This window comes from Streptomyces sp. NPDC001568 (assembly GCF_042893755.1).
Taxonomy (GTDB): domain Bacteria; phylum Actinomycetota; class Actinomycetes; order Streptomycetales; family Streptomycetaceae; genus Streptomyces.
The window spans coordinates 116107-135835 of the sequence record NZ_JBIAVF010000009.1; the positions used below are offsets into that span (position 1 = coordinate 116107).

Here is a 19729-nt window from a genome sequence, read left to right on the forward strand (position 1 = left end):
TGGCCGCAACCCCGGGGAGCCCCGTACGAGGAGGGTTCCACGCCACTCCGACCCCTATCTGACCTGGGAGTGCGAGATCACATCCGGCGGTTATGGTCTCGCCTGAGCGGCCCCCCTAGCATTCGAGCCATGACGGTCCAGCCTGACGACGGGCTCTCCCTGGCCGCCGAGTTTCCTGACGCGACACATGAGCAGTGGCAGCGCCTGGTTGAAGGCGTACTGCGCAAGTCGGGCAAGGAAGTATCCGGCGAGGCGGCGGAAGCAGCCCTTTCCACGAAGCTAGAGGACGGGCTCATCACCCGCCCGCTGTACACGGCACCCCCCGACGACGGGGACGGTGACAGCACCGGCTTCCCCGGGTTCGCGCCCTTCGTCCGCGGCGGCACCCCGGAGGGCACCACGGCCTCCGGCTGGGACGTGCGCCAGCGGATCGCGGGCAGCGACCCCGTACGGGTGAACGAGGCGGCCCTCGCGGACCTGGAGAACGGCACCACCTCCCTGTGGCTGACCGTCGGCCCGGGCGGACTGCCCGCCGAGGACCTGGGCCGGGCCCTGGACGGGGTCTACCTCGACCTCGCCCCCATCGCCCTGGACGCGGGCGCCGCGTACCCGGCTGCCGCCCGCGCGTTGCTCGCGCTGTACGCGGAACGCGGCGTCGCCCCCCAGGACGCCCGCGCCTCGCTCGGCATCGACCCGCTGGGCCACGAGGCCCGCACCGGGGAGGCCCTGGACCTGCCGGCGGCCGCCGCCCTGGCCCGGGAGACGGCCGCTTCCTGGCCCGGCGTCCGCGCCCTGACCGTCGACGCCCTGCCCTTCCACGAGGCGGGTGGCAGCGCCGCCGAGGAACTCGGCCTGTCGCTGTCCACCGGGGTCGCCTACCTGCGGGCCCTGACCGGGGCCGGCCTCGGCGCCGACGCGGCGTTCGGACAGATCGAGTTCCGTTACGCCGCCACCGCCGACCAGTTCCTGACGATCGCCAAGCTGCGCGCCGCGCGCCGGCTGTGGGCCCGCGTCGCCGAGGCCTGCGCCAGCCCCGAGTCGGGGGCGCAGCGCCAGCACGCCGTGACCTCGCCCGTGATGATGACCCGCCGCGACCCGTGGGTGAACATGCTGCGCACCACGGTGGCCTGCATGGCCGCCGGAGTGGGCGGCGCGGACTCCGTCACCGTGCTCCCCTTCGACAGCGAGCTGGGCCTGCCGGACGCGTTCGCGCGGCGGATCGCCCGCAACACCTCCACCGTACTGGTGGAGGAGTCCCACCTGGCGCGGGTCATCGACCCGGCCGGCGGCTCGTACTACGTCGAGACCCTGACCGACGAACTCGCGCACGCCGCGTGGGAGTTCTTCCGGACCGTCGAGAAGGCCGGCGGCCAGGAGGCCGCGCTGCGCTCGGGCCTGGTCGCCGAGCGGCTCGCCGGGACGTGGGCGGCCCGCTCGAAGAAGCTGGCGACGCGACGCGAGCCGATCACCGGCGTCAGCGAGTTCCCGTCGCTGTCGGAGAAGCCCGTCGTGCGCGAGCCCCTGCCGCCGACGCCGACGGGCGGTCTGCCGCGGGTCCGCCGGGACGAGGCGTACGAGACGCTGCGCGCCCGCAGCGACGCCCACCTCGCCGCGACCGGTGCCCGTCCGCGGATCTTCCTCGCGGCGCTCGGCCCGGCCGCCGCGCACACCGGGCGGGCCACCTTCGCCTCGAACCTGTTCCAGGCGGGCGGCGTCGAACCCGTCCACGACCCGGTCTCGGTGGACCCGGCCACGGCCGCCGCGGCCTACGCCGCGAGCGGCGCCGACGGGATGGCGGTGCTCTGCTCCAGCGACGCGCTGTACGAGGAGCAGGCGCAGGCGGTGGCCGACGCGTTGCGCTCGGCGGGCGCGACGACCGTGTTCCTCGCGGGCAGGCCCGGTACCGCCGAACAGGCCGTGGACGAGTACGTCTTCGCCGGCTGTGACGCGGTCTCCGTGCTGTCCTCCGTACTCGACCGGATGGGAGTCTCGTCATGAGCATCCCCGATTTCTCCGAACTCGCGCTCGGCGGCGGCCCGTCCACCGGGATCACCGAGGACCAGTGGCGCGCGGCGGTGAAGGAGTCGACCGGGAACGCCACGGGCGACCTGCTGTGGGAGACCCCCGAGGGCATCGGCGTCAAGCCGCTGTACACCGGGCGGGACCTGGAGGGCCTGGACTTCCTCGGGACGTACCCGGGCGTGGCCCCGTACCTGCGCGGGCCCTACCCGACGATGTACGTCAACCAGCCCTGGACGATCCGTCAGTACGCCGGTTTCTCCACGGCCGAGGAGTCGAACGCCTTCTACCGGCGCAACCTGGCCTCCGGCCAGAAGGGCCTGTCGGTCGCCTTCGACCTGCCCACGCACCGCGGCTACGACAGCGACCACCCGCGCGTCACCGGTGACGTCGGCATGGCGGGCGTGGCGATCGACTCGATCTACGACATGCGCCAGCTGTTCGACGGGATCCCGCTGGACAAGATGTCGGTGTCGATGACGATGAACGGCGCGGTGCTGCCGGTCCTCGCCCTCTACATCGTGGCGGCGGAGGAGCAGGGCGTCTCCCCCGACAAGCTCGCCGGGACCATCCAGAACGACATCCTCAAGGAGTTCATGGTCCGCAACACCTACATCTACCCGCCCAAGCCCTCGATGCGGATCATCTCGGACATCTTCGCGTTCACCTCGCAGAAGATGCCCCGCTACAACTCGATCTCCATCTCCGGCTACCACATCCAGGAGGCCGGGGCCACGGCCGACCTGGAGCTGGCGTACACCCTCGCCGACGGCGTGGAGTACCTGCGGGCGGGCCAGGCGGTGGGGCTGGACGTCGACGCGTTCGCGCCGCGCCTGTCGTTCTTCTGGGCGATCGGCATGAACTTCTTCATGGAGGTCGCGAAGCTCCGCGCGGCCCGCCTGCTGTGGGCGCGCCTGGTCAAGCAGTTCGACCCGAAGAACGCCAAGTCGCTCTCGCTGCGCACCCATTCGCAGACCTCCGGCTGGTCGCTGACCGCGCAGGACGTCTTCAACAACGTCACCCGCACCTGCATCGAGGCGATGGCGGCGACCCAGGGGCACACCCAGTCGCTGCACACCAACGCCCTCGACGAGGCCCTCGCGCTGCCCACCGACTTCTCGGCGCGCATCGCGCGCAACACCCAGCTGCTGCTCCAGCAGGAGTCGGGCACCTGCCGCTCGATCGACCCGTGGGGCGGCAGCGCCTACGTCGAGAAGCTGACCTACGACCTCGCGCGGCGGGCGTGGCAGCACATCGAGGAGGTCGAGGCGGCCGGCGGCATGGCGCAGGCCATCGACGCGGGCATCCCGAAGCTGCGCGTCGAGGAGGCCGCGGCCCGTACGCAGGCCCGCATCGACTCCGGCCGACAGCCGGTGATCGGCGTCAACAAGTACCGGGTGGCCACCGACGAGGAGATCGACGTCCTCAAGGTCGACAACTCCTCGGTCCGCACCCAGCAGATCGCCAAGCTGCGCCGGCTGCGCGAGGAACGCGACGAGGCCGTCACCCAGGACACCCTGCGGGCGCTCACGAACGCGGCCGGCAGCGGCGAGGGCAACCTGCTGGCGCTCGCGGTGGACGCGGCCCGCGCCAAGGCGACCGTGGGTGAGATCTCCGACGCCCTGGAGAAGGTGTACGGGCGTCACGCGAGCCAGATCCGTACGATCTCGGGTGTGTACCGCATGGAAGCAGGCGAGTCCCCGTCCGTGGAGCGCACCCGTGCGCTCGTCGACCGGTTCGAGGAGGCGGAGGGACGGCGTCCGCGCATCCTGGTCGCCAAGATGGGTCAGGACGGCCACGACCGCGGCCAGAAGGTCATCGCGACGGCCTTCGCCGACCTGGGCTTCGACGTGGACGTCGGCCCGCTGTTCCAGACCCCGGCGGAGGTGGCCCGTCAGGCCGTCGAGGCGGACGTCCACGTGGTGGGCGTGTCCTCGCTGGCGGCCGGTCACCTGACCCTCGTACCGGCGCTGCGACAGCAGCTCGCCGAGGAGGGGCGCGAGGACATCATGATCGTCGTGGGCGGGGTCATCCCGCCGGCGGACGTCCCGACCCTGCTGGAGATGGGCGCGACGGCGGTCTTCCCGCCGGGCACCGTGATCCCGGACGCGGCCCACGACCTGGTGACGCGGCTGGCCGCGGAACTGGGCCACGAGCTGTAAGCGGCCGCACGGATGCCCCCGAAGATCGACATCGACGTGTACGTGAAGGGCGTGCTCGACGGGAAGCGCGCGCACATCGCGCGCGCCATCACCCTCGTCGAGTCCACCCGGGCGGACCACCGCGCCCTGGCCCAGGGCCTGCTGACCCGTCTGTTGCCGCACGCCGGGCACGCCCGGCGGATCGGCATCAGCGGGGTGCCCGGGGTCGGCAAGTCCACGTTCATCGACGCGTTCGGCACGATGCTCACCGGGCTGGGCCATCGTGTGGCCGTCCTCGCCGTGGACCCGTCCTCGACGCGGACGGGCGGCTCCATCCTCGGCGACAAGACCCGGATGGAGCGCCTCTCCGTCGACCCGGCGGCGTTCGTGCGGCCCTCCCCCTCGGCGGGCACGCTGGGCGGGGTCGCGAAGGCCACCCGCGAGTCGATGATCGTGATGGAGGCAGCGGGCTACGACGTGGTGCTCGTCGAGACGGTCGGCGTCGGCCAGTCGGAGACCACGGTCGCCGGCATGGTCGACTCCTTCCTGCTGCTGTCCCTGGCCCGGACGGGCGATCAGCTCCAGGGCATCAAGAAGGGCGTCCTGGAACTGGCCGACGTCCTGGCCGTGAACAAGGCCGACGGCCCCCACGAACGGGACGCGAAGGCCGCCGCCCGCGAACTGGCGGGCGCGCTGCGGCTGATGCACCCGGCCGACGCGGCGTGGACCCCGCCCGTGCTGACGTGCAGCGCGCGGGAGTCCGTCGGCCTGGACGAGGTGTGGAACCGCCTCGAACAGCACCGGACCCTGCTGGAGGCCGGTGGCCGCTTGGCGGCCAAGCGGGCCGCGCAGCAGGTGGAGTGGACGTGGTCGATGGTCCGTGACGCCCTGCTGGAGCGGCTCCGCGCGGACCCGGCCGTACGGGACCTCGCGCCGACCCTCGAAGCCGAGGTCAGGGCGGGTACGGTGACGGCCACCTCGGCGGCGGACCGCATCCTCGGCGCCTTCGGCAACCGGGCCTGAGATCGGCCGACCGCCCCGGAGGCCGGCCATCGGGCCGAGAGCCGCCGTCGACCCTGGCCTTCCGGGGGCGGCGGCGGCTCGTTCGTACGCTCAGGCGGAGGTGAGGGCCTGGTCCTCGGCGGCCAGCGTGCGGCGCAGGATCCGGTTCTGCTCGGCCGGGTCGGACCCGGCGAGCAGGGCGGAGAGCACGGCGATCCGGGCCTGCCCGGCCCGCAGCGTCCCGGTCGCGACGGCCCCGACGGCGACGAGGTCGACGGCGCCGCCGTGCGTGTAGATCTCGGTGACGGGGCCGGCCGCGACCCGCGTGGTCAGCGCGACCAGCACGCCCCGGGCGATGGCCGCGGCCACCGCGTCCACGATCTCGGGGGTGGCGTTGCCGGCGCCGGTGCCGACCAGGACGATGCCCCGGGCGCCCGCCTCGACGGCGGCGTTCAGCAGCAGCGGGTCACCGTCGGCGTGGTGCATCACCATGTCGACGCGCGGCGGCAGCTCCGGCATCGCGGGCAGCGCGAGCGGCGCCGGCCGCTGCGGTTCGCGCAGCATGGTGACCTTGCCGAAGCCGATCTTCCCGAGGAGCTCCTTCGAGGGGTCGGCGAAGGCGTCCAGGGCCACGGCCTGCGTCTTGACGGTGCCGCGGGCGGCGTGCACCCGGCCGGCGAAGGTGATCAGGACGCCGAGTCCGCGCGTGGTGGCGGCGGTCAGCAGCGCGTCGTAGAGGTTGCCGGGGCCGTCGCCGTCGGCGGAGCCCATGGGCAGCTGCGAGCCGGTGAACACGACGCTGCGGGCGTCGTGGTGGTGCAGGTCGACGAGGAAGGCCGACTCCTCCAGGGTGTCGGTGCCGTGCGTGACGACGATGCCGTCCACGTCGGGGTCGGCGAGCACCTCGTGGACGGTGCGCAGCAGGGTGAGCTGGTGGGCGGTGGTGAGCCGGGGGCTGTTCACCCGGAACAGGTCCACGACCTCGATGGTGATGCCCTCGGGCAGTGGGGCGGTGGCCATCACCTCACGGCCGTCGGCCTCCGCGGCGAAGCCCGAGCCCATCCAGCGGCTGGCTATCGTTCCGCCGGTGCTGATGACGACGATGCGTCCCATGGCCACCCTTCCTCACGAGATCTCGCACAGACATTCCATTCATGGCAATGATAGTGAGATCTACGCGCAATGAGATTGCCTCTTCATCCCCCCTCGTAACATTCGATGGGCGATCATTGCGTCATGGATGCGATCGACCGAGAAATCTTGCGCGAGCTTCAGAAGGACGGCCGGCTCAGCAACCAGGAGCTGGCCCAGCGCGTGGGGCTGACCCCCTCCCCCTGCATGCGCCGGGTCCGGCAGCTGGAGGAGGACGGGGTGATCCAGGGCTACCGCGCGGTCATCGACCCCGAGGCGGTGGGCCGCGGCTTCGAGGTGCTGGTGTCGGTCGAGGTCCGCCGCGACCGCGCGGCCGTCGAAGCCTTCGAGGCCGCGCTCCAGGACATCCCCGACGTCATCGAGGCCTACCGCCTCTTCGGCAGCCCCGGCTGCCTGCTGCGCATCGCGGTCGCGGACCTGCGCGCGTACGAACGCCTGTGGATCGAGCAGCTGACGGCCCTCTCCGGCGTCACCGAGGTCAACTCCCAGATCATCATGAAGCGCATCAAGGAACCGACGGGCCTCCCCGTGGACCGGTGAGACCCGTCGGGTCCGCGCGGCGCGGCGCCGGAGCGCCGAGCCCGGCGGGCGTCGTCAGCCGACGGCGGCCGCCTCGCCGGCGCCGGCCGCCTTGGGCTCCCCGGCCGCCGCGGTCCCGCCCTTGTCGGTCCGGTCCTTGTCGGTCCCGCCCTTGTCGGTCCCCCCGCCCGGCCCGGCGCCCCCGTCGCGCCGCCCGGCCTTGCCCACGAGTCCCGCGGCCGTCGCGATCCAGGCGAGCGCCTGCACGACGCCCGCGGTGGCGAACAGCCAGCCCGGGGCCAGCTCCGCCGCCATCCAGCCGCCGAGCAGCGAGGCCGGGAGGATCGCGGTGAAGGAGACGGCCCGGTTGACGGCGACGACCCGACCCATGAACTCGGCGTCGATGACGGTCTGCCGGTAGGTGAACCAGCCCACCACGATGAGCGAGGTCGCCGCCCCGGCCAGGGCCCACGCGGGGGCGAGCACCCACACGTCGGCCGAGACGGCCGGGGTCAGCAGCGCGAGGGCCAGCGCGCCCATGCCGACGGACAGCAGCGTCCCCTCCCGGTACCGCCTCAGCAGCCGCGGGACGGCGGCGGCGCCCGCGACCGCGCCCGCGCCCTGCGCCGCGACGACCACGCCGAGGACGAACTTCGACTGGTCGGTCGCCTCCGTGACGACGTACACGAGGTTCGCCTCGACGGCGTGCACCGCGAAGTTCGTGAGGGTGAGCAGGATCGTCCCCGAGCGCAGCACCGGATCGGCGAACAGCAGCCGGAAGCCGGTCAGCAGGTCCGGGGCCATCCCCCGTACCGCCTCGCGCAGGGCCGTGGTCGCCCTGGTGACGGGAGAGGCCGTGGTCAGCAGGATGAGCACGGCGGACAACCCGAACGACAGCGCGTTGACCCCGCTGGCCGCGGCCGGGCCGAGGAAGGCGACGACGCTGATGCCGGCGATCGGCCCGAGCATGTTGAGCAGGCTCTCCGACCCTTGCACCCAGGCGTTCATCACCGGTCGGCGCTCGGCCGGCACCCGTTCCATCAGGAAGCCCTGGAACGCGGGGAAGTACAGCGGCCGCATGCAGGCCAGCACGAAGGCGGCCACGTAGACGGCGGACACCGGCGGGCTGTCGAGCAGGCACAACAGGCCGATCGCCCCGACCACGGCGGCCGAGCACACGTCGCAGCGGATCATCAGGTTGCGCCGGTCGACGCGGTCGGCGACGACTCCGCTGAAAAGGCCGACGAGGACGAACGGCACGAACTCCAGCGCGTACGTGAACGCGGCGAGGAACGCCGAGCCCGTCAGCTGGAGGACCAGGACCGGCAGGGCGAAGCGGAACACCCAGTCGCCGCCGGTGGAGACGATGAACGCCGCCCGCAGCAGGGTCTCGTCACGACGCTCGGACACCGCGGACCTCCAACGGCAGCAACGGGTCGGCGACGACCTTCTCCAACAGGACGACCAGCCGGTCGAGCAGCCCGGCGACGAACTCCGCCGGCAGCCGGTCGGCCTGGTAGTACGCGGACAGCGACAGCGTGTCCGCACCCGCCTCGCCGACGAGCATCAGCTCGCTGCGGGGCCGGAAGCCCTCGTCGGAGAGCGGGAGGACGGTGGTCGTGGCGGGCGCGAAGTCCATCCCACCGCCGTGGAGTTGCGCGTAGAGCATGTTGAGGACGACGCCGATGGGGGCGTCGGGGTCGGCGTACTCGTCCGGGTTGAAGGTCTTCACCAGTTCGGCGAAGGGGATCTCCCCGTGTTCCTGGGCGTCCAGGCTGTCGCCGCGGACGCGGCGCAGCGCGGCCCTGAAGGTGTCCGCGCCGGCCAGGTCCGAGCGGACGACGAGGAGTTCGGCGAGCGGCGCCACGAGGTTCTCGCGGCCGGCGCTCTCCCGGTTGTAGACGTTGACGGCGACGGCCTGGTCGTCCTTGCCGGTGTGCTCCCGCAGCACCACGAACAGGCCGCACAGGACCAGCATGAAGAGGGTGACCCGCTCCCGGGCGGCGAACCCGCGGATCTCGGCGGCGACGGCCGGCGGGAGGCTCCTGGTCTCGTAGCCGCCCTCCGGCGTCGCGCCGGCGGGACGCTTGGGCACGTCCAGGCGGGGTATCGCACCGGCGCCGGCGAGGCGAGCCCGCCAGAACTCCCGCATCCGCTCGCTGTCCGGGCCGGTCAGCAGGTCGCGCTGGTCGCGGACGTGGTCCCGGTAGGCGTACGACACCTCGGCGAGGGAAGGCGCGCGCCCGGCGGCGAGGTCCGCGTAGAGCGTCGAGAGTTCCTCCATGAGGACGCCCCGGGCCCAGCCGTCGACCACGAGGTGGTCGAAGACGAGGACGACGAAGTGGTCGTCGTCGGCCACGCGCACCACGGCGACCCGCAGCCGCTCGGGCCGCTCCGCGGGCAGCGGCGCCTCCGCCTCGGTCCGCACCCGGTCGATGGCCGCCGCCTCGTCGCCCGCCGCGTCGAAGGTCACGGCGCGCACGACGACGTCGGCGTGCACGGTCTGCGCGCGCGGCCCGTCGAAGCGCGTGCGCAGTGCCTCGTGCCGCTGCGAGAGCAGTTCCAGGGCCCGGTCGAGCAGCGGCAGGTCGAGCCGGCCACGGACCCGGTAGGCCTGGGAGATGGTGCGGACGGACGGCACGCCCAGGGCGCGGCCGCGCTCGTCCATCAGCAGCCTGCCCTCCTGGTAGCTCAGGGTGGGCAGGGGCAGGGGTGCGGACATGTGCGGTGGCTCCTAGGCGGTTCGGGCTGCGGTGTCGGCGCGTTCGGTGACCAGGTCGGCGAACTCGCCGAACTCGGGGTGGTCGAGGACCTCGCGCATGGTGACCTTGACGCCCAGCGCCGCCTCCAGGCGGGCCACCATCTGGGTGGCCAGCAGGGAGTGGCCGCCGAGCAGGAAGAAGTCCGCCTCGTCGTCGATGGGGGTGCCGAGGACCTCGGTCCAGATCCCCCGGGTGGTCTCTCGTGCGGTCGTGCTCATCGGGTCCCGCTCTCTCCGGCGCGCAGCCGGTTCCGGTCGGTCTTGCCGTTGGCGGTCAACGGAAGTCTGTCGACGACGACGTAGCGGGCCGGCACGAGGTGGCCGGGGAGCGCGGCGCGCAGTCCCGCGCGCACGCTCTTGGCCAGGCCCCGGTCGTCGCCGGCGATGTAGGCGGCCAGGCGTTTGCCGCCCAGCGGGTCGGTCTCCACCAGGACGCAGGCGCCGCGCACCCCGGGCTGGGCCAGGACGGCCTGCTCGATCTCGCCCGGTTCGACGCGGTGGCCGTTGATCTTGGCCTGGCCGTCCTCCCGACCGAGGAACTCCAGGGAGCCGTCGGGCCGGAAGCGGACCAGGTCGCCGGTGCGGTAGCAGCGGGTGCCCGCGAGCCGGCCGGTGGTGGGCACGGGGAAGCGTTCCGCGCTCTGCTCCGGCAGGTTCAGGTAGCCGTCGGCGAGTCCCTCGCCGACGGCCCACAGTTCGCCGGGGACCCCGGGCGGTACGGGATGACCGGCGCGGTCCACGACGTGGACGCGGGTGCCGTGGACGGGAGTGCCGACGGGCACGGTGGGCGTGCCCTCGGGCAGCGGCGCGTCCAACAGGTGGCAGCAGGTGAACGTGGTGTTCTCGGTGGGGCCGTAGCCGTTGACCAGGGAGAGGCCCCGGTGGCGGGACAGGACGGCGTTCACGTGGTGCGGCGAGACGACGTCGCCGCCCGTGAGCAGGCGCCGTACGCCCGCGAAGGCCTCCGGCTGGTGCTCCGCCATCTGGTGGAACAGGCCGGCGGTCAGCCACAGCGCGGTGACGCCCCGGCCGGTGATCACCTCGGCGAGCTCGGTCAGCGTCAGCGGTCCGGGCGGGGCGATCTCCAGTCGGGCGCCGCGCGCCAGCGTGCACCACACCTCCAGGAGCGCCGCGTCGAAGGTGGCGGGGGCCAGGTGCAGGACGCGGTCGTCGGGGCCGAAGTCGAGGCGCTCGTCGTGGGCGAGCCGGGCGATGCCCCGGTGGGTGAGGCGTACGCCCTTGGGCTGCCCGGTCGAGCCGGAGGTGTACATGACGGTGGCGGGTGCGGACCCGGGCGTGGACGTGGTCGCGGACGGCGGGACCTCGTCGAAGGGCCCGGTCCTGGGGGCGATCCCGGTGACCGGAAGGACCTCTCCGACGGGCAGGTCGACGGGGCCGGTCGCGAGGGTGACGCGTACGCCCGGTCCCGCGAGCATCAGCCGCAGCCTCGGCTCGGGGTAGGCGGGGTCGAGCGGTACCGCGGTCGCGCCCGCCAGGGCCACCGCGACCGTCGCGGCGACGGAGTCCGCGCCGCGCTCGAAGAGCAGGCCCACGGGCTCCCCCGGCCGCACGCCCCGGGCGGTCAGCGCGTCCGCGATGCCGGCGGCGCGTTCGAGGAGTTCGCGGTAGGTCAGCGTCGCCCCCTGCGAGGAGACGGCGACGGCGTCCGGCCGGCGGCGGGCCCGGTCGAGGAACATCAGGTGCGCGGCGCCGGCCGCGGCCCCGCCACCGGTGGCGGCCGGCGCGGTGCGCGGCCCCGACCACCGCGACAGGAGCGCCCAGTCGGCGTCGTCGACGAGTTCGAGCGCGTCGAGGGGGCGCGTCGGCCCGGCCAGCGCGGCGGCGACGAACCGGTCCGCGCGGGCGGCGATCACCTCGGCCAGGTGCGGAGCGACCTCCGCGCCGAGGGCGAACTCCGCGCCGCCGTCGGGCAGGAGGACCGCGGGCGGTACGGCGGCGGGCGCGGTGACGCCGGCGCGCCCGTCCGGGCCGTCGAGGCGGCAGATCCGGGCCACGAGGGCGGCGCACGCCGAGCCGAGGATCCGTTCGGCGGTGGTGTCCGCCGCTGCGGCGAGGGCCCGCGCCGCGGTGACGGCCGAGGCGTCCAGTGTGATCGCCCGGACCGCGGATCCACTCTCCTTCAGCGACATGTCCAGTCCCCTCCCCTACTCTTTTGGATCTTCAGTGCGTTCGACCGAGGGAGCAGGCCATGACCACCCTGATCGTGTTCGACATCGACGGCACGCTGTTGCACAGCGTCGCCGCCCATCAGGCGGCGTTCCTCGGGGCGTTGGGAGACAGCGGGCTCACCGAGATCGACGCGCGGTGGGGCGGCTACCGCCACCACACCGACTCGTGGATCTTCCGTGAGGTGTTCCGCGCGAACGAGGGCCGCTTCCCCGACGGGGCGCAGACGCAACGCTTCGCCGACCTGCTGCACGAACGTTTCGTCGCGGCGACCGCGGCGGACGGCGTGGAGCAGGTCCCCGGCGCCGGCGCGTTCCTGCGCCGGTTGGCCGAGGACGACGCCTACGAGGTGGCCTTCGCGACCGGCGGCATGCGCGAGGTCACGGCCGCCAAGCTGGCGCCGCTCGGCGCGAGCGGGCCGGTGTCCACGGCGAGCGAGCACACGTACCGCGAACACCTGGTGCGCGAGGCCGTCCACCGCGCGGGCGGCGACTTCGAGCGCGTGGTGTGCGTCGGCGACGGGCCGTGGGACCTGCGGGCCGCGGTGGCCACCGGCAGCCAGTTCATCGGCATAGGCGGATCGAGCGCGCCGTTCGGCGACTGGTTCCCGGCGACCCACCTGTTCGCTTCGTTCGAGGACGTCGATCCGGCCCGCGACTTCGCCCTGTCCCCGCCCCCGGGCGCGGTCGCCGCCGAGCCGGACGCGGACACGCCGTTCGCCGCCGGACCGGCCGGCTGCGGCTGCTGGAACTGACGGCACGCTCAGGCACCCGTCCGGTCCGCCACGGCCCGGCACAGCCGGTCGAAGCGCCCCGCGCTCGTCAGGCTCGCCGCGGGCAAGCGGATCCCGAACTCGGCCTCCACGGCGAGCACGATCTGGATCTGCCGCAGGGAGTCCCAGCCCGCGGTGAGCCCGACGCCGCCGCCGCGCACGTCCGCGGTCGGCCCGAGGACACCGCGTACGGCGGCCTCGACCCGCTCCTCCAGTCCCGATCCGGCGCCGGAAGGGGCGGGGGCCGCACCGGCGGTCGTCGCCCGGGCCGCGGTGTCGGTGTCGCCGGCGGCGGCCGGGAGGGGGCTCGCCCCGGCGTTCCCGTCGAGGTCGGAGGCGGTGGCCCCGTCGGTGGTCAGCCAGACCCTGCGGGCCGGGGACCGGGTGTCGCCGATCTCGTCCGCGACGAGTTCCGCGACCTCCTCGGGCATCAGGCCGATCCCGGCGGGTCGGACGGCGGCCGAGTAACTGCCCTGGACATAGCCGGGCTCGACGACGACGGCGCGGATCCCGTACGCCCCGTGCCGGCGGTCGATGCCGCGCAGGACGCTCTCGGCGGCGGCCTTCGCCGCGATGTAGTCGGACCAGCCGCGCGGGTGGTAACGGACGGCCTCGGAGCCGAGCAGCACCACGCTCCCCCGCTGACGCCGCACCATCCCGTCGAGCACGGCGTCGGCGAGGTCGCGCAGCGCGGCGTAGCCGATCTCCAGGTGTTCCCGGTGTCCGGCGGCGAGCGGCGCGGCGGCCGCGTGCACGAGGGCGAGGGGCTCCAGCGCGGCGAGTTCGGCGGCCGCCTTCGCCCGGTCGGCGGGCTCGGCCAGGTCGGCCGTCAGCGAGTGCACGACGGCGCCGGCCTCCTCGCAGCGCCGTACGAGGTCCTCCGCCCCGCCCCGGTGCAGGAGGGCCAGGTCCCAGCCCCGGCGGGCCAGTTCGAGGGCGACGGCCGAACCGATGTCCCCGGCCGCGCCGGTGACCACGGCGGTCCGGGCCGCGCCGGCGGGGATCAGTCGGCCGCCGGTGGTGTCGTCGGGGCGGTCCCGCGGCGCCCGTACGGTCGTACGGACCTCCCCTTCGAGGACGACCTCGCGGTCCTGGTGGGCGACGACCCGGCAGCTCAGCACCCCGGTGCCCGGGCTGACCGCGTCCACCTTGAGGGAGTAGTCGACCGGCCGGTCGAAGGCGACGGCCCGCACCGGCCGGAAGGCGGTGTCGAGGATGACGGCGCCGGGTCCCGGGATGACCATGCCGATCAGCGCGGACACCGGTCCGAGGACCATCACCAGGGGCACGATCGGGCTGTCGAAACCGGCCTCGCCGGCGTGCTCCGCGTCGTGGTGGACGGGGTTGTGGTCGCCGGTCACCGCGGCGAAGGCGGTGAACTCGGCCGCCGTGAAGGTGTGGACGCCGTGGGCCACGTCGCCCGGCTGGATGTCATGCACGGTGGTTCTCCGCCTCGGTGTGGTCGATGACGCGCAGCCACGGGGGCGCGGTGTGCTCGCCGGTCAGGTCCAGGTGCCAGGTGCCGTCGGCCTCGCCCGGGGCGAAGCCCGCGTCCGCGAACACCGTGCGGCAGGGCGCGTTGCGTTCGGTCGGCGTGACCCGTCCGGACAGGCGGGTGCGTCCGCGCGCCGCGGACGCGGCCGCCAGCCAGCCGAGGGCGCCGGACTCGACGCCCCGGCCCAGGACCCGGCAGGACAGCAGGTAGGCGTCCACGGTGGTGTGCGCGTCCTCGTGGGAGAGCACCAGCAGGCCGAGGTCCTCGCGCGCGCTGAACCGGTCGGCGACGGCGAGGACGAACACGTCCGTGTCGGGGGCGTCGGCCAGCCGGCGCAGCTCGGCGCGGGTGTGGCGCAGGGTCGTGGTGTTGAACTGGTTCGTTTTGGCACACAGTTGTGCGGCGCGGGCCGCGTTGCCCTCGGTGAGGGGGGTGACGTGCAGTTCGGTGCCGAGCGAGGCGTAGAACTCCTCGACCCGGTCGAAGCCGCGCCGCCGGCGCTCGACCCGGTCGCGTGCCCGGTACTGCTCGGTGCGCCGCAGGTCGGCGTCGGTGACGCCGAAGACGGTGGTGAACGGGCTGTCCAGCAGCGCGTCGGCGTATCCGGCGGGGTCCTCGGGGAGTTCGGGGACGATCACCTGCGGGAGGAACTCGCGGACGCGGGCCCGTTCCACCGGGTTGTCGTCGAGGAACAGGATGTTGGCCAGGCCCACGTTGAGGCGTTCCGCGATGTCGGCGATGGCTTCCGCCTTGGGCCGCCAGCCGATCTCGGTGGCGACGAAGTCCTCCTCGCGCAGCTCCATCGCGGGGTGCTCGCGCAGGGCCCGCAGGGCGAGGTCCTCGTCGTTCTTGCTGCACACCGCCAGGGCGACGCCCTGGGTGCGCAGCGACTTCAGGGCCCGCTGGAGCCGCAGGTGGGCGTTGCCGGGGTGGTCGGTGCCGAGCTGGATGCCGTCGAGACCGTCCTCGCCGAGGATGCCGTGCCACAGCGTGTTGTCGAGGTCGGTGACGACGACGCGCGCGGTGCGGCCGGTCACCGCCAGGGTGAGCCCCCAGAACCTGCGGGCCAGGGCCCGGCTCATGGCGGCGCCGTAGGGGACACGGCCGACCAGCCAGAGCCGCTGGTCCACCAGCGGGCCGCCGCCGGCGCGCGCGATGATCGCGGCGGGCTCGACGACGTGGACGTGGTCGAGCCCGGCCAGGGCCTCCCGCAGCAGCCGGCCCGCCTCCCGCACGACCGGGGCGGCGTCCACCGCGTACGGCTGCACCTCGGCGAACGCGACGACGAACACGGGCCGGTCGGTGGTCAGCGCGTAGGCGCGCACCAGGTCGGTGTAGTGGTCCAGGGCCGCGCTCAGCCGCTCACCGTCGGCGGTGCCCGGTTCGTCGACGCCGAGGACGTCCTCCAGCCGGTCGGTGAAGAAGCTCGCGTGCGGATCGAAGGCGCGCAGGGCCGAACCCGGGTCGTGGACCTCACGGCCGAGCGTCCCGTACTCGGGCACGTGCAGGGCGTACGGGGCGTCGCCCAGGACGCGCTCGGCCTCGGCGGCCGTCTCGGCGGCCAGGATCTCCAGGTTGCGCGAACCCAGCAGGGCCAGGCGTACGGGTTCGGCGGTGAGCGTGCGGGCCCGGTGCTCGATCACGCGGGCTTCGCGCAAAAGGGCCCAGGGGTCGTCGCCCATCAGCGCGCCACAGACCCGGGCGAGGTCGCCGGTGGACACCGACTCGACGGTGGTTCCCCAGAGTTCGCCGGTGGTCATCGCCCCGTCGGCGCGCAGCCGGTCGAAGACCGGCGCAAAGTCCAGGGTGGAGCGCAGGGCGGTGTCGCGGACGATCATCTCCAGGTCGACGGCGACGGGGCCCGCGCCGAAGTCCGCCTTGCCGCTGACGGTCATCGGGTGCCGGTAGGGCACGGCGGCGAGTTCCTCGTAACGGTGGACCTGCGTGCAGGAGTTCCAGGACGCGCCGAGGGTGGCGATCCGCGCGTCGTGGCGTTCGAACACCTCGAAGACGGTGCCGGCGCCGAACGCGGTGTCCGAGGGGCAGGCCATCAGCTCGTCGGTGAGCGGACCGGCGACCGCGAACGAGTAGACGGGGTGCGGGGTGCGGCGCACCTCGGGCAGGCCGAGGAACCACTCCACGAGGACGCCCGTGTCGGGGGCGGACGTGCGGTGGTGGTACTCCTTCGTGCGGCAGAACTCGAAGGTGACCGCCGGCAGCGCCACCGTGACGCCCTCGGCGACCAGCGCGCGCAGCGCCGCGAGCAGGTCGCCGCGCAGCCCCCGCAGGTCGGTGCGGAACGCGAACAGCGAGGAGTGCAGCACCAACAGGCGGTCGGTGGGGCCCAGTACGGACCTCAGGGCGGCGTGGATCTCGTCGCGCCGGGACGGATGACCGGCCGGCGGGGGCGCGGCGGCCATCAGGGGGCGCCCGTGGCCATCGGCGCGGGGCGTTCGGCGAGGACGACGGCGAGGGCCGCGGTCAACGCCGCGTTCTCGTCGGGGGTCCGGCAGGACAGCCGCAGGTAGCGGTCACCGTCCGGCATGGACTTGCCGCCGCAGTCCTTGATCAGGATGCCGTGGTCGGCGAAGGTGCGGCGCACGACGTCGAGGGCCGAGGCGCCCTCGGGCAGCCGGACCATCACGTAGTTGGCGTCGGGCGGGTACACGTCGACGCCGGGCAGCGTGGCGAGCAGGGCGGCCATCGCGTCGCGGTCGTCGCGGACCCGGGCGCAGCTGGCGGTGAACGCGTCGCGGTAGCGGGGCAGCAGGCGCAGGAAGCACTCGGCGAAGCCGTTGACGTTCCAGATGGGCAGCGCGGCGCGGACGGCGGCGACGAAGTCCAGGTCGGCGGAGAGCAGGTAGCCCAGGCGCAGTCCGCCGATGCCGTAGACCTTGCTCATGCTCTTGACCACGGTCAGGCCGGTCAGTTCGGCCAGGTCCGGCTCCAGGCTGTGACCGGGCGCGCAGAAGTCGACGAAGGACTCGTCGACGACGAGGCGGATGTCGTGGTCGGCGAGGCGCCGGGCCAGGTCGACGAGGTCGGCGCGGGGCACCGCCATGGAGGTGGGGTTGTTCGGCGAGGTGATGATGACCGCGGCCACGCCGGCCTTGCGGGCCTCCTCGGCGACCAGCGCCGCGTCCATGGTGAAGGCGGGCGCGGGCAGGTGGATGCGGTGGATGTTCGCCTCGTCGAAGACGGCCTCGTACTCGTTGAAGCCGGGCACGACCAGGGCGACCCGGCCGAGCAACCCGCCCAGGATCTTGATGAGTTCGGAGGCTCCGTTGGCGACGACGAGCCGTTCGGACGGCTGGCGCACCACCGCGCCCAGCAGCCGCTGGAGCGCCTGGTGGCCCATGGGGTAGTGCACGAGCGCGTCGCGGAAGTCCCGCGCGAGTTCGTCGACGAGCTCGCTCGGGGGGAAGTACAGGTTGTAGAGCAGGCGGTGGTCGACCAGGTCGTAGCGCCAGTAGCCGCCGTGCAGGTTCTCCAGCATGGTCAGCCGGTCGTCGGAGGCGGAGAAGAGGTACTCGGCGGCGCCGTGGTCGGTCAGGTCGTCGACCTCGTACCAGCGCACCGCCCCGCAGTCGACGCCGCGCACGGGGAAGCGCCCGGCGGTGACGGTGTCGGCGATGACCAACTCGTAGTAGGCGCCGTGCCCGCCGTCGGCTATCAGGGCCTCCAGCGCCGGTACGAACTCCTCGCGCAGGTAACGCTCGCGCAGCAGGTGCACGTTGACGGTCTTGAAGGTCGCGGCCAGGTCGAGTTCGGGTCCCTGCTGCGCGGGCAGCAGCATCTCCCCGACGGTGCCGTCCCGCCCGAGGGTGACGACGGTGCCGTTCATGGTCGGCCGGAACGGGGCGACGGCGGTGATCACGTCGCCCTCGGCCTCGACGAGCGCGCCGAGCAGCTCGCCGTCGAAGACGACGTCCCCCTCGATCAGGTACACGTCCTGGTCGAGGTGCTTGTGGGCCAGCCACAGCGAGTAGGCGTTGTTGGTGGTGCGGTACGCGTCGGACTCGATGTAGCTGACGTCCATGCCGGCGAAGCTCTCGCCGACGGCCGTGCGCACCTCGTCGGCGAGGTAGCCGACGACGAGCACGGCCTCGCGCACGCCGGCCGCCGCGAGGTTCTCCAGGGTGCGGATCAGGATCGGCTTGCCGGCGACCGTCAGCAGCGGCTTGGCGGTGTCGAGTCCGAGTCGGCGGCCCAGGCCGGCGGCCAGGACGACGGCTTTGGTGGGCCTGTTCATGCGTGGATCTCCCCCGTAGTCGTCACGTGGTGCAGCAGGTCGTCGAGAACGATCTCGCCGATGTCGTGCTGGTAGAGCCAGACGCCGTCCGCCCGGCGGGTGTAGCTCGGCTCCCCGCCGACCTCCGCCGACGGGGCGAGTCCGGCGCCGAGCCCGTACGCGATCAGGCGCGGGTGGCGGACTCCGTGGACGTCGACCAGGTGCCCCTGGTCGGTGACCTCGGTGCCGGTGGGGCCGGTGGCGGCGATGAGCACGGCGCCGTCCGGGTGGCTGAGTTCCGGCAGGTTCGCCTCGAACCCGTTGGCCATGACGATGACGTCGGCATCGGCGAGGGCCTGCCGGGCGACGTCCAGCGCCCCGGGCGCCCCGGCGCGGACCAGGCGTACGGGAGCCGGGCCCGGGCCCCGCAGGCCGAGGGCGGCGGCGGCGAGCTCGTGGGCCCGGCCGCGCAGGCCTCCGTAGCGGTTGACGCGTCCGTTGGCCGGACAGACGTCGAGGACCGGGTCGAACGCGTAGCCGTCGGCGCGCGCCTCGTCGGCCCCGCTGTAGAAGAGCCGCAGTTCGCTGCGGTGGATCAGGGTGACCTCGGCCGCGTCGGACGCCAACAGGTCCACGACGGACCAGGCGCTGTGGGAGCCGCCCACGACCACGGCCCGGCCGTTCGCGGCGGGCAGTCGGCGGCGGGCGTCGATGAACGACTCGGAGTGGAAGACCCGGTCCTGGTGCGGAGCCAGGCTGAGCCCGGGCACGATCTCGGCCCGGGCGAACCCGGCGAGCGGCCGGCCGCCGGTGGCGATCACGGCGCGCCGGGCCCGCAGTTCCCGGCCGTCGCCGGTGGTGACGACGACCCCGTCGTCATCGGTGAGGGCGATCGCGTCGACCCGGTCGGCCACGTACGCGCAGCGCGGGTGGGCCTCCAGCAGCTCGCGGACCACCGCGCCCAGCCGGGTGAGGAACGGCGCGACGACCGAGAGCGGCGGGTGTTCGTCGGCGTGCCCGCGCAGCAGCGCGGTCTCCGGCAGATCGCGCAGCGCGGCGAACGGCGAGTCGTCCCCGAGGCCGTCGAGGCACTCCAGGAAGGGGCCTCCGAGCGAGTTCGCGCCGATGCGGTAGTGGGCGAGGCCACCGGGGCCGACCGGTCCGGGCTCCACGAGGGCGATTCCCCGATCGAGGAGTTCGCCGAGCCGGCCGCTCCTCGCCGCGGTGACGATCGGTCCGAGTCCGGCGGGTCCACCGCCGCAGAATACGAACCCGAAGGAATTATCAGCAGACGGCAAGAGACTTTCCCCCAAGAAATGGACAACGGTCCGCACACAACCATCCGTCCATTTAGGTCGAATCAGGACGGAGAAGTGCGAACCGAGTGCGGAACAAACCAAACACGCGGTGAACGAAAGGTCAAGACCTCAAGATCATTTGTGGACACATC

The 19729-nt window shown here is 73.5% G+C and carries 14 protein-coding genes; 5 read left to right on the top strand and 9 right to left on the bottom strand.

Annotation, left to right across the window (positions count from 1 at the left end; all coding sequences use genetic code 11):
* Window positions 1–129 precede the first annotated feature (129 nt).
* The 3 genes from ACFY0I_RS18310 to meaB are packed head-to-tail and all read left to right on the top strand — an operon-like array spanning window position 130 to window position 5183.
* Window positions 130–1998 (top strand): methylmalonyl-CoA mutase family protein, encoded by a 1869-nt coding sequence (locus ACFY0I_RS18310; RefSeq protein ID WP_388896491.1) that lies wholly within the window; start codon window positions 130–132, stop codon window positions 1996–1998.
* Window positions 1995–4181, top strand: coding sequence for a methylmalonyl-CoA mutase (scpA, locus tag ACFY0I_RS18315; RefSeq protein ID WP_388896494.1), 2187 nt, complete (start codon window positions 1995–1997; stop codon window positions 4179–4181). The genes ACFY0I_RS18310 and scpA overlap by 4 nt, the downstream gene beginning before the upstream one ends.
* A 12-nt stretch (window positions 4182–4193) precedes the next feature.
* Window positions 4194–5183: a methylmalonyl Co-A mutase-associated GTPase MeaB gene (gene meaB / locus ACFY0I_RS18320; protein WP_388896497.1), complete on the top strand. Its 990-nt coding sequence runs from the start codon at window positions 4194–4196 to the stop codon at window positions 5181–5183.
* Window positions 5184–5273: 90 nt separating this feature from the next.
* Here the strand turns inward: meaB and ACFY0I_RS18325 are convergent, their stop codons facing one another.
* Entirely contained in the window at window positions 5274–6275 is a 1002-nt protein-coding gene (locus ACFY0I_RS18325; RefSeq protein ID WP_388896499.1) for an asparaginase, read from the bottom strand.
* A 123-nt stretch (window positions 6276–6398) separates the two neighbouring features.
* Between ACFY0I_RS18325 and ACFY0I_RS18330 the strand changes: the two genes are divergently transcribed.
* Window positions 6399–6854 carry an Lrp/AsnC family transcriptional regulator gene (locus ACFY0I_RS18330; protein ID WP_281206988.1) on the top strand — a complete coding sequence of 152 codons (456 nt, stop codon included), beginning with the start codon at window positions 6399–6401 and terminating at the stop codon, window positions 6852–6854.
* Window positions 6855–6908: 54 nt separating this feature from the next.
* Here the strand turns inward: ACFY0I_RS18330 and ACFY0I_RS18335 are convergent, their stop codons facing one another.
* From ACFY0I_RS18335 to ACFY0I_RS18350, 4 genes are read right to left on the bottom strand one after another with little or no spacing between them, the layout of a single operon-like run.
* Window positions 6909–8243 (bottom strand): MFS transporter, encoded by a 1335-nt coding sequence (locus ACFY0I_RS18335; protein ID WP_388896502.1) that lies wholly within the window; start codon window positions 8241–8243, stop codon window positions 6909–6911.
* Window positions 8227–9555: a condensation domain-containing protein gene (locus tag ACFY0I_RS18340; RefSeq protein WP_388896505.1), complete on the bottom strand. Its 1329-nt coding sequence runs from the start codon at window positions 9553–9555 to the stop codon at window positions 8227–8229. The genes ACFY0I_RS18335 and ACFY0I_RS18340 overlap by 17 nt, the downstream gene beginning before the upstream one ends.
* Before the next feature lie 12 nt (window positions 9556–9567).
* The gene (locus ACFY0I_RS18345) at window positions 9568–9813 is read right to left on the bottom strand and encodes a phosphopantetheine-binding protein (protein WP_388896507.1); all 246 of its coding nucleotides are present in this window, start codon (window positions 9811–9813) and stop codon (window positions 9568–9570) included.
* Complete coding sequence (locus ACFY0I_RS18350; RefSeq protein WP_388896510.1) at window positions 9810–11744, bottom strand: amino acid adenylation domain-containing protein; 1935 nt, start codon at window positions 11742–11744, stop codon at window positions 9810–9812. Before ACFY0I_RS18350 ends, ACFY0I_RS18345 begins: the two co-directional genes overlap by 4 nt.
* Window positions 11745–11803: 59 nt before the next feature.
* Here ACFY0I_RS18350 and ACFY0I_RS18355 point away from each other — a divergent pair, with 59 nt between their 5' ends.
* The gene (locus ACFY0I_RS18355) at window positions 11804–12535 is read left to right on the top strand and encodes an HAD family hydrolase (protein WP_388896513.1); all 732 of its coding nucleotides are present in this window, start codon (window positions 11804–11806) and stop codon (window positions 12533–12535) included.
* Window positions 12536–12543: 8 nt separating this feature from the next.
* Here the strand turns inward: ACFY0I_RS18355 and ACFY0I_RS18360 are convergent, their stop codons facing one another.
* From ACFY0I_RS18360 to ACFY0I_RS18375, 4 genes are read right to left on the bottom strand one after another with little or no spacing between them, the layout of a single operon-like run.
* The gene (locus tag ACFY0I_RS18360) at window positions 12544–13992 is read right to left on the bottom strand and encodes an SDR family NAD(P)-dependent oxidoreductase (RefSeq protein WP_388896515.1); all 1449 of its coding nucleotides are present in this window, start codon (window positions 13990–13992) and stop codon (window positions 12544–12546) included.
* Window positions 13985–16468 (bottom strand): HAD-IIIC family phosphatase, encoded by a 2484-nt coding sequence (locus tag ACFY0I_RS18365; protein WP_388896518.1) that lies wholly within the window; start codon window positions 16466–16468, stop codon window positions 13985–13987. The genes ACFY0I_RS18360 and ACFY0I_RS18365 overlap by 8 nt, the downstream gene beginning before the upstream one ends.
* Entirely contained in the window at window positions 16468–18300 is a 1833-nt protein-coding gene (locus ACFY0I_RS18370; RefSeq protein WP_388896521.1) for an aminotransferase class I/II-fold pyridoxal phosphate-dependent enzyme, read from the bottom strand. The genes ACFY0I_RS18365 and ACFY0I_RS18370 overlap by 1 nt, the downstream gene beginning before the upstream one ends.
* Window positions 18297–19577, bottom strand: coding sequence for an FAD-dependent oxidoreductase (locus tag ACFY0I_RS18375; RefSeq protein ID WP_388896523.1), 1281 nt, complete (start codon window positions 19575–19577; stop codon window positions 18297–18299). Before ACFY0I_RS18375 ends, ACFY0I_RS18370 begins: the two co-directional genes overlap by 4 nt.
* Window positions 19578–19729 lie beyond the last annotated feature (152 nt).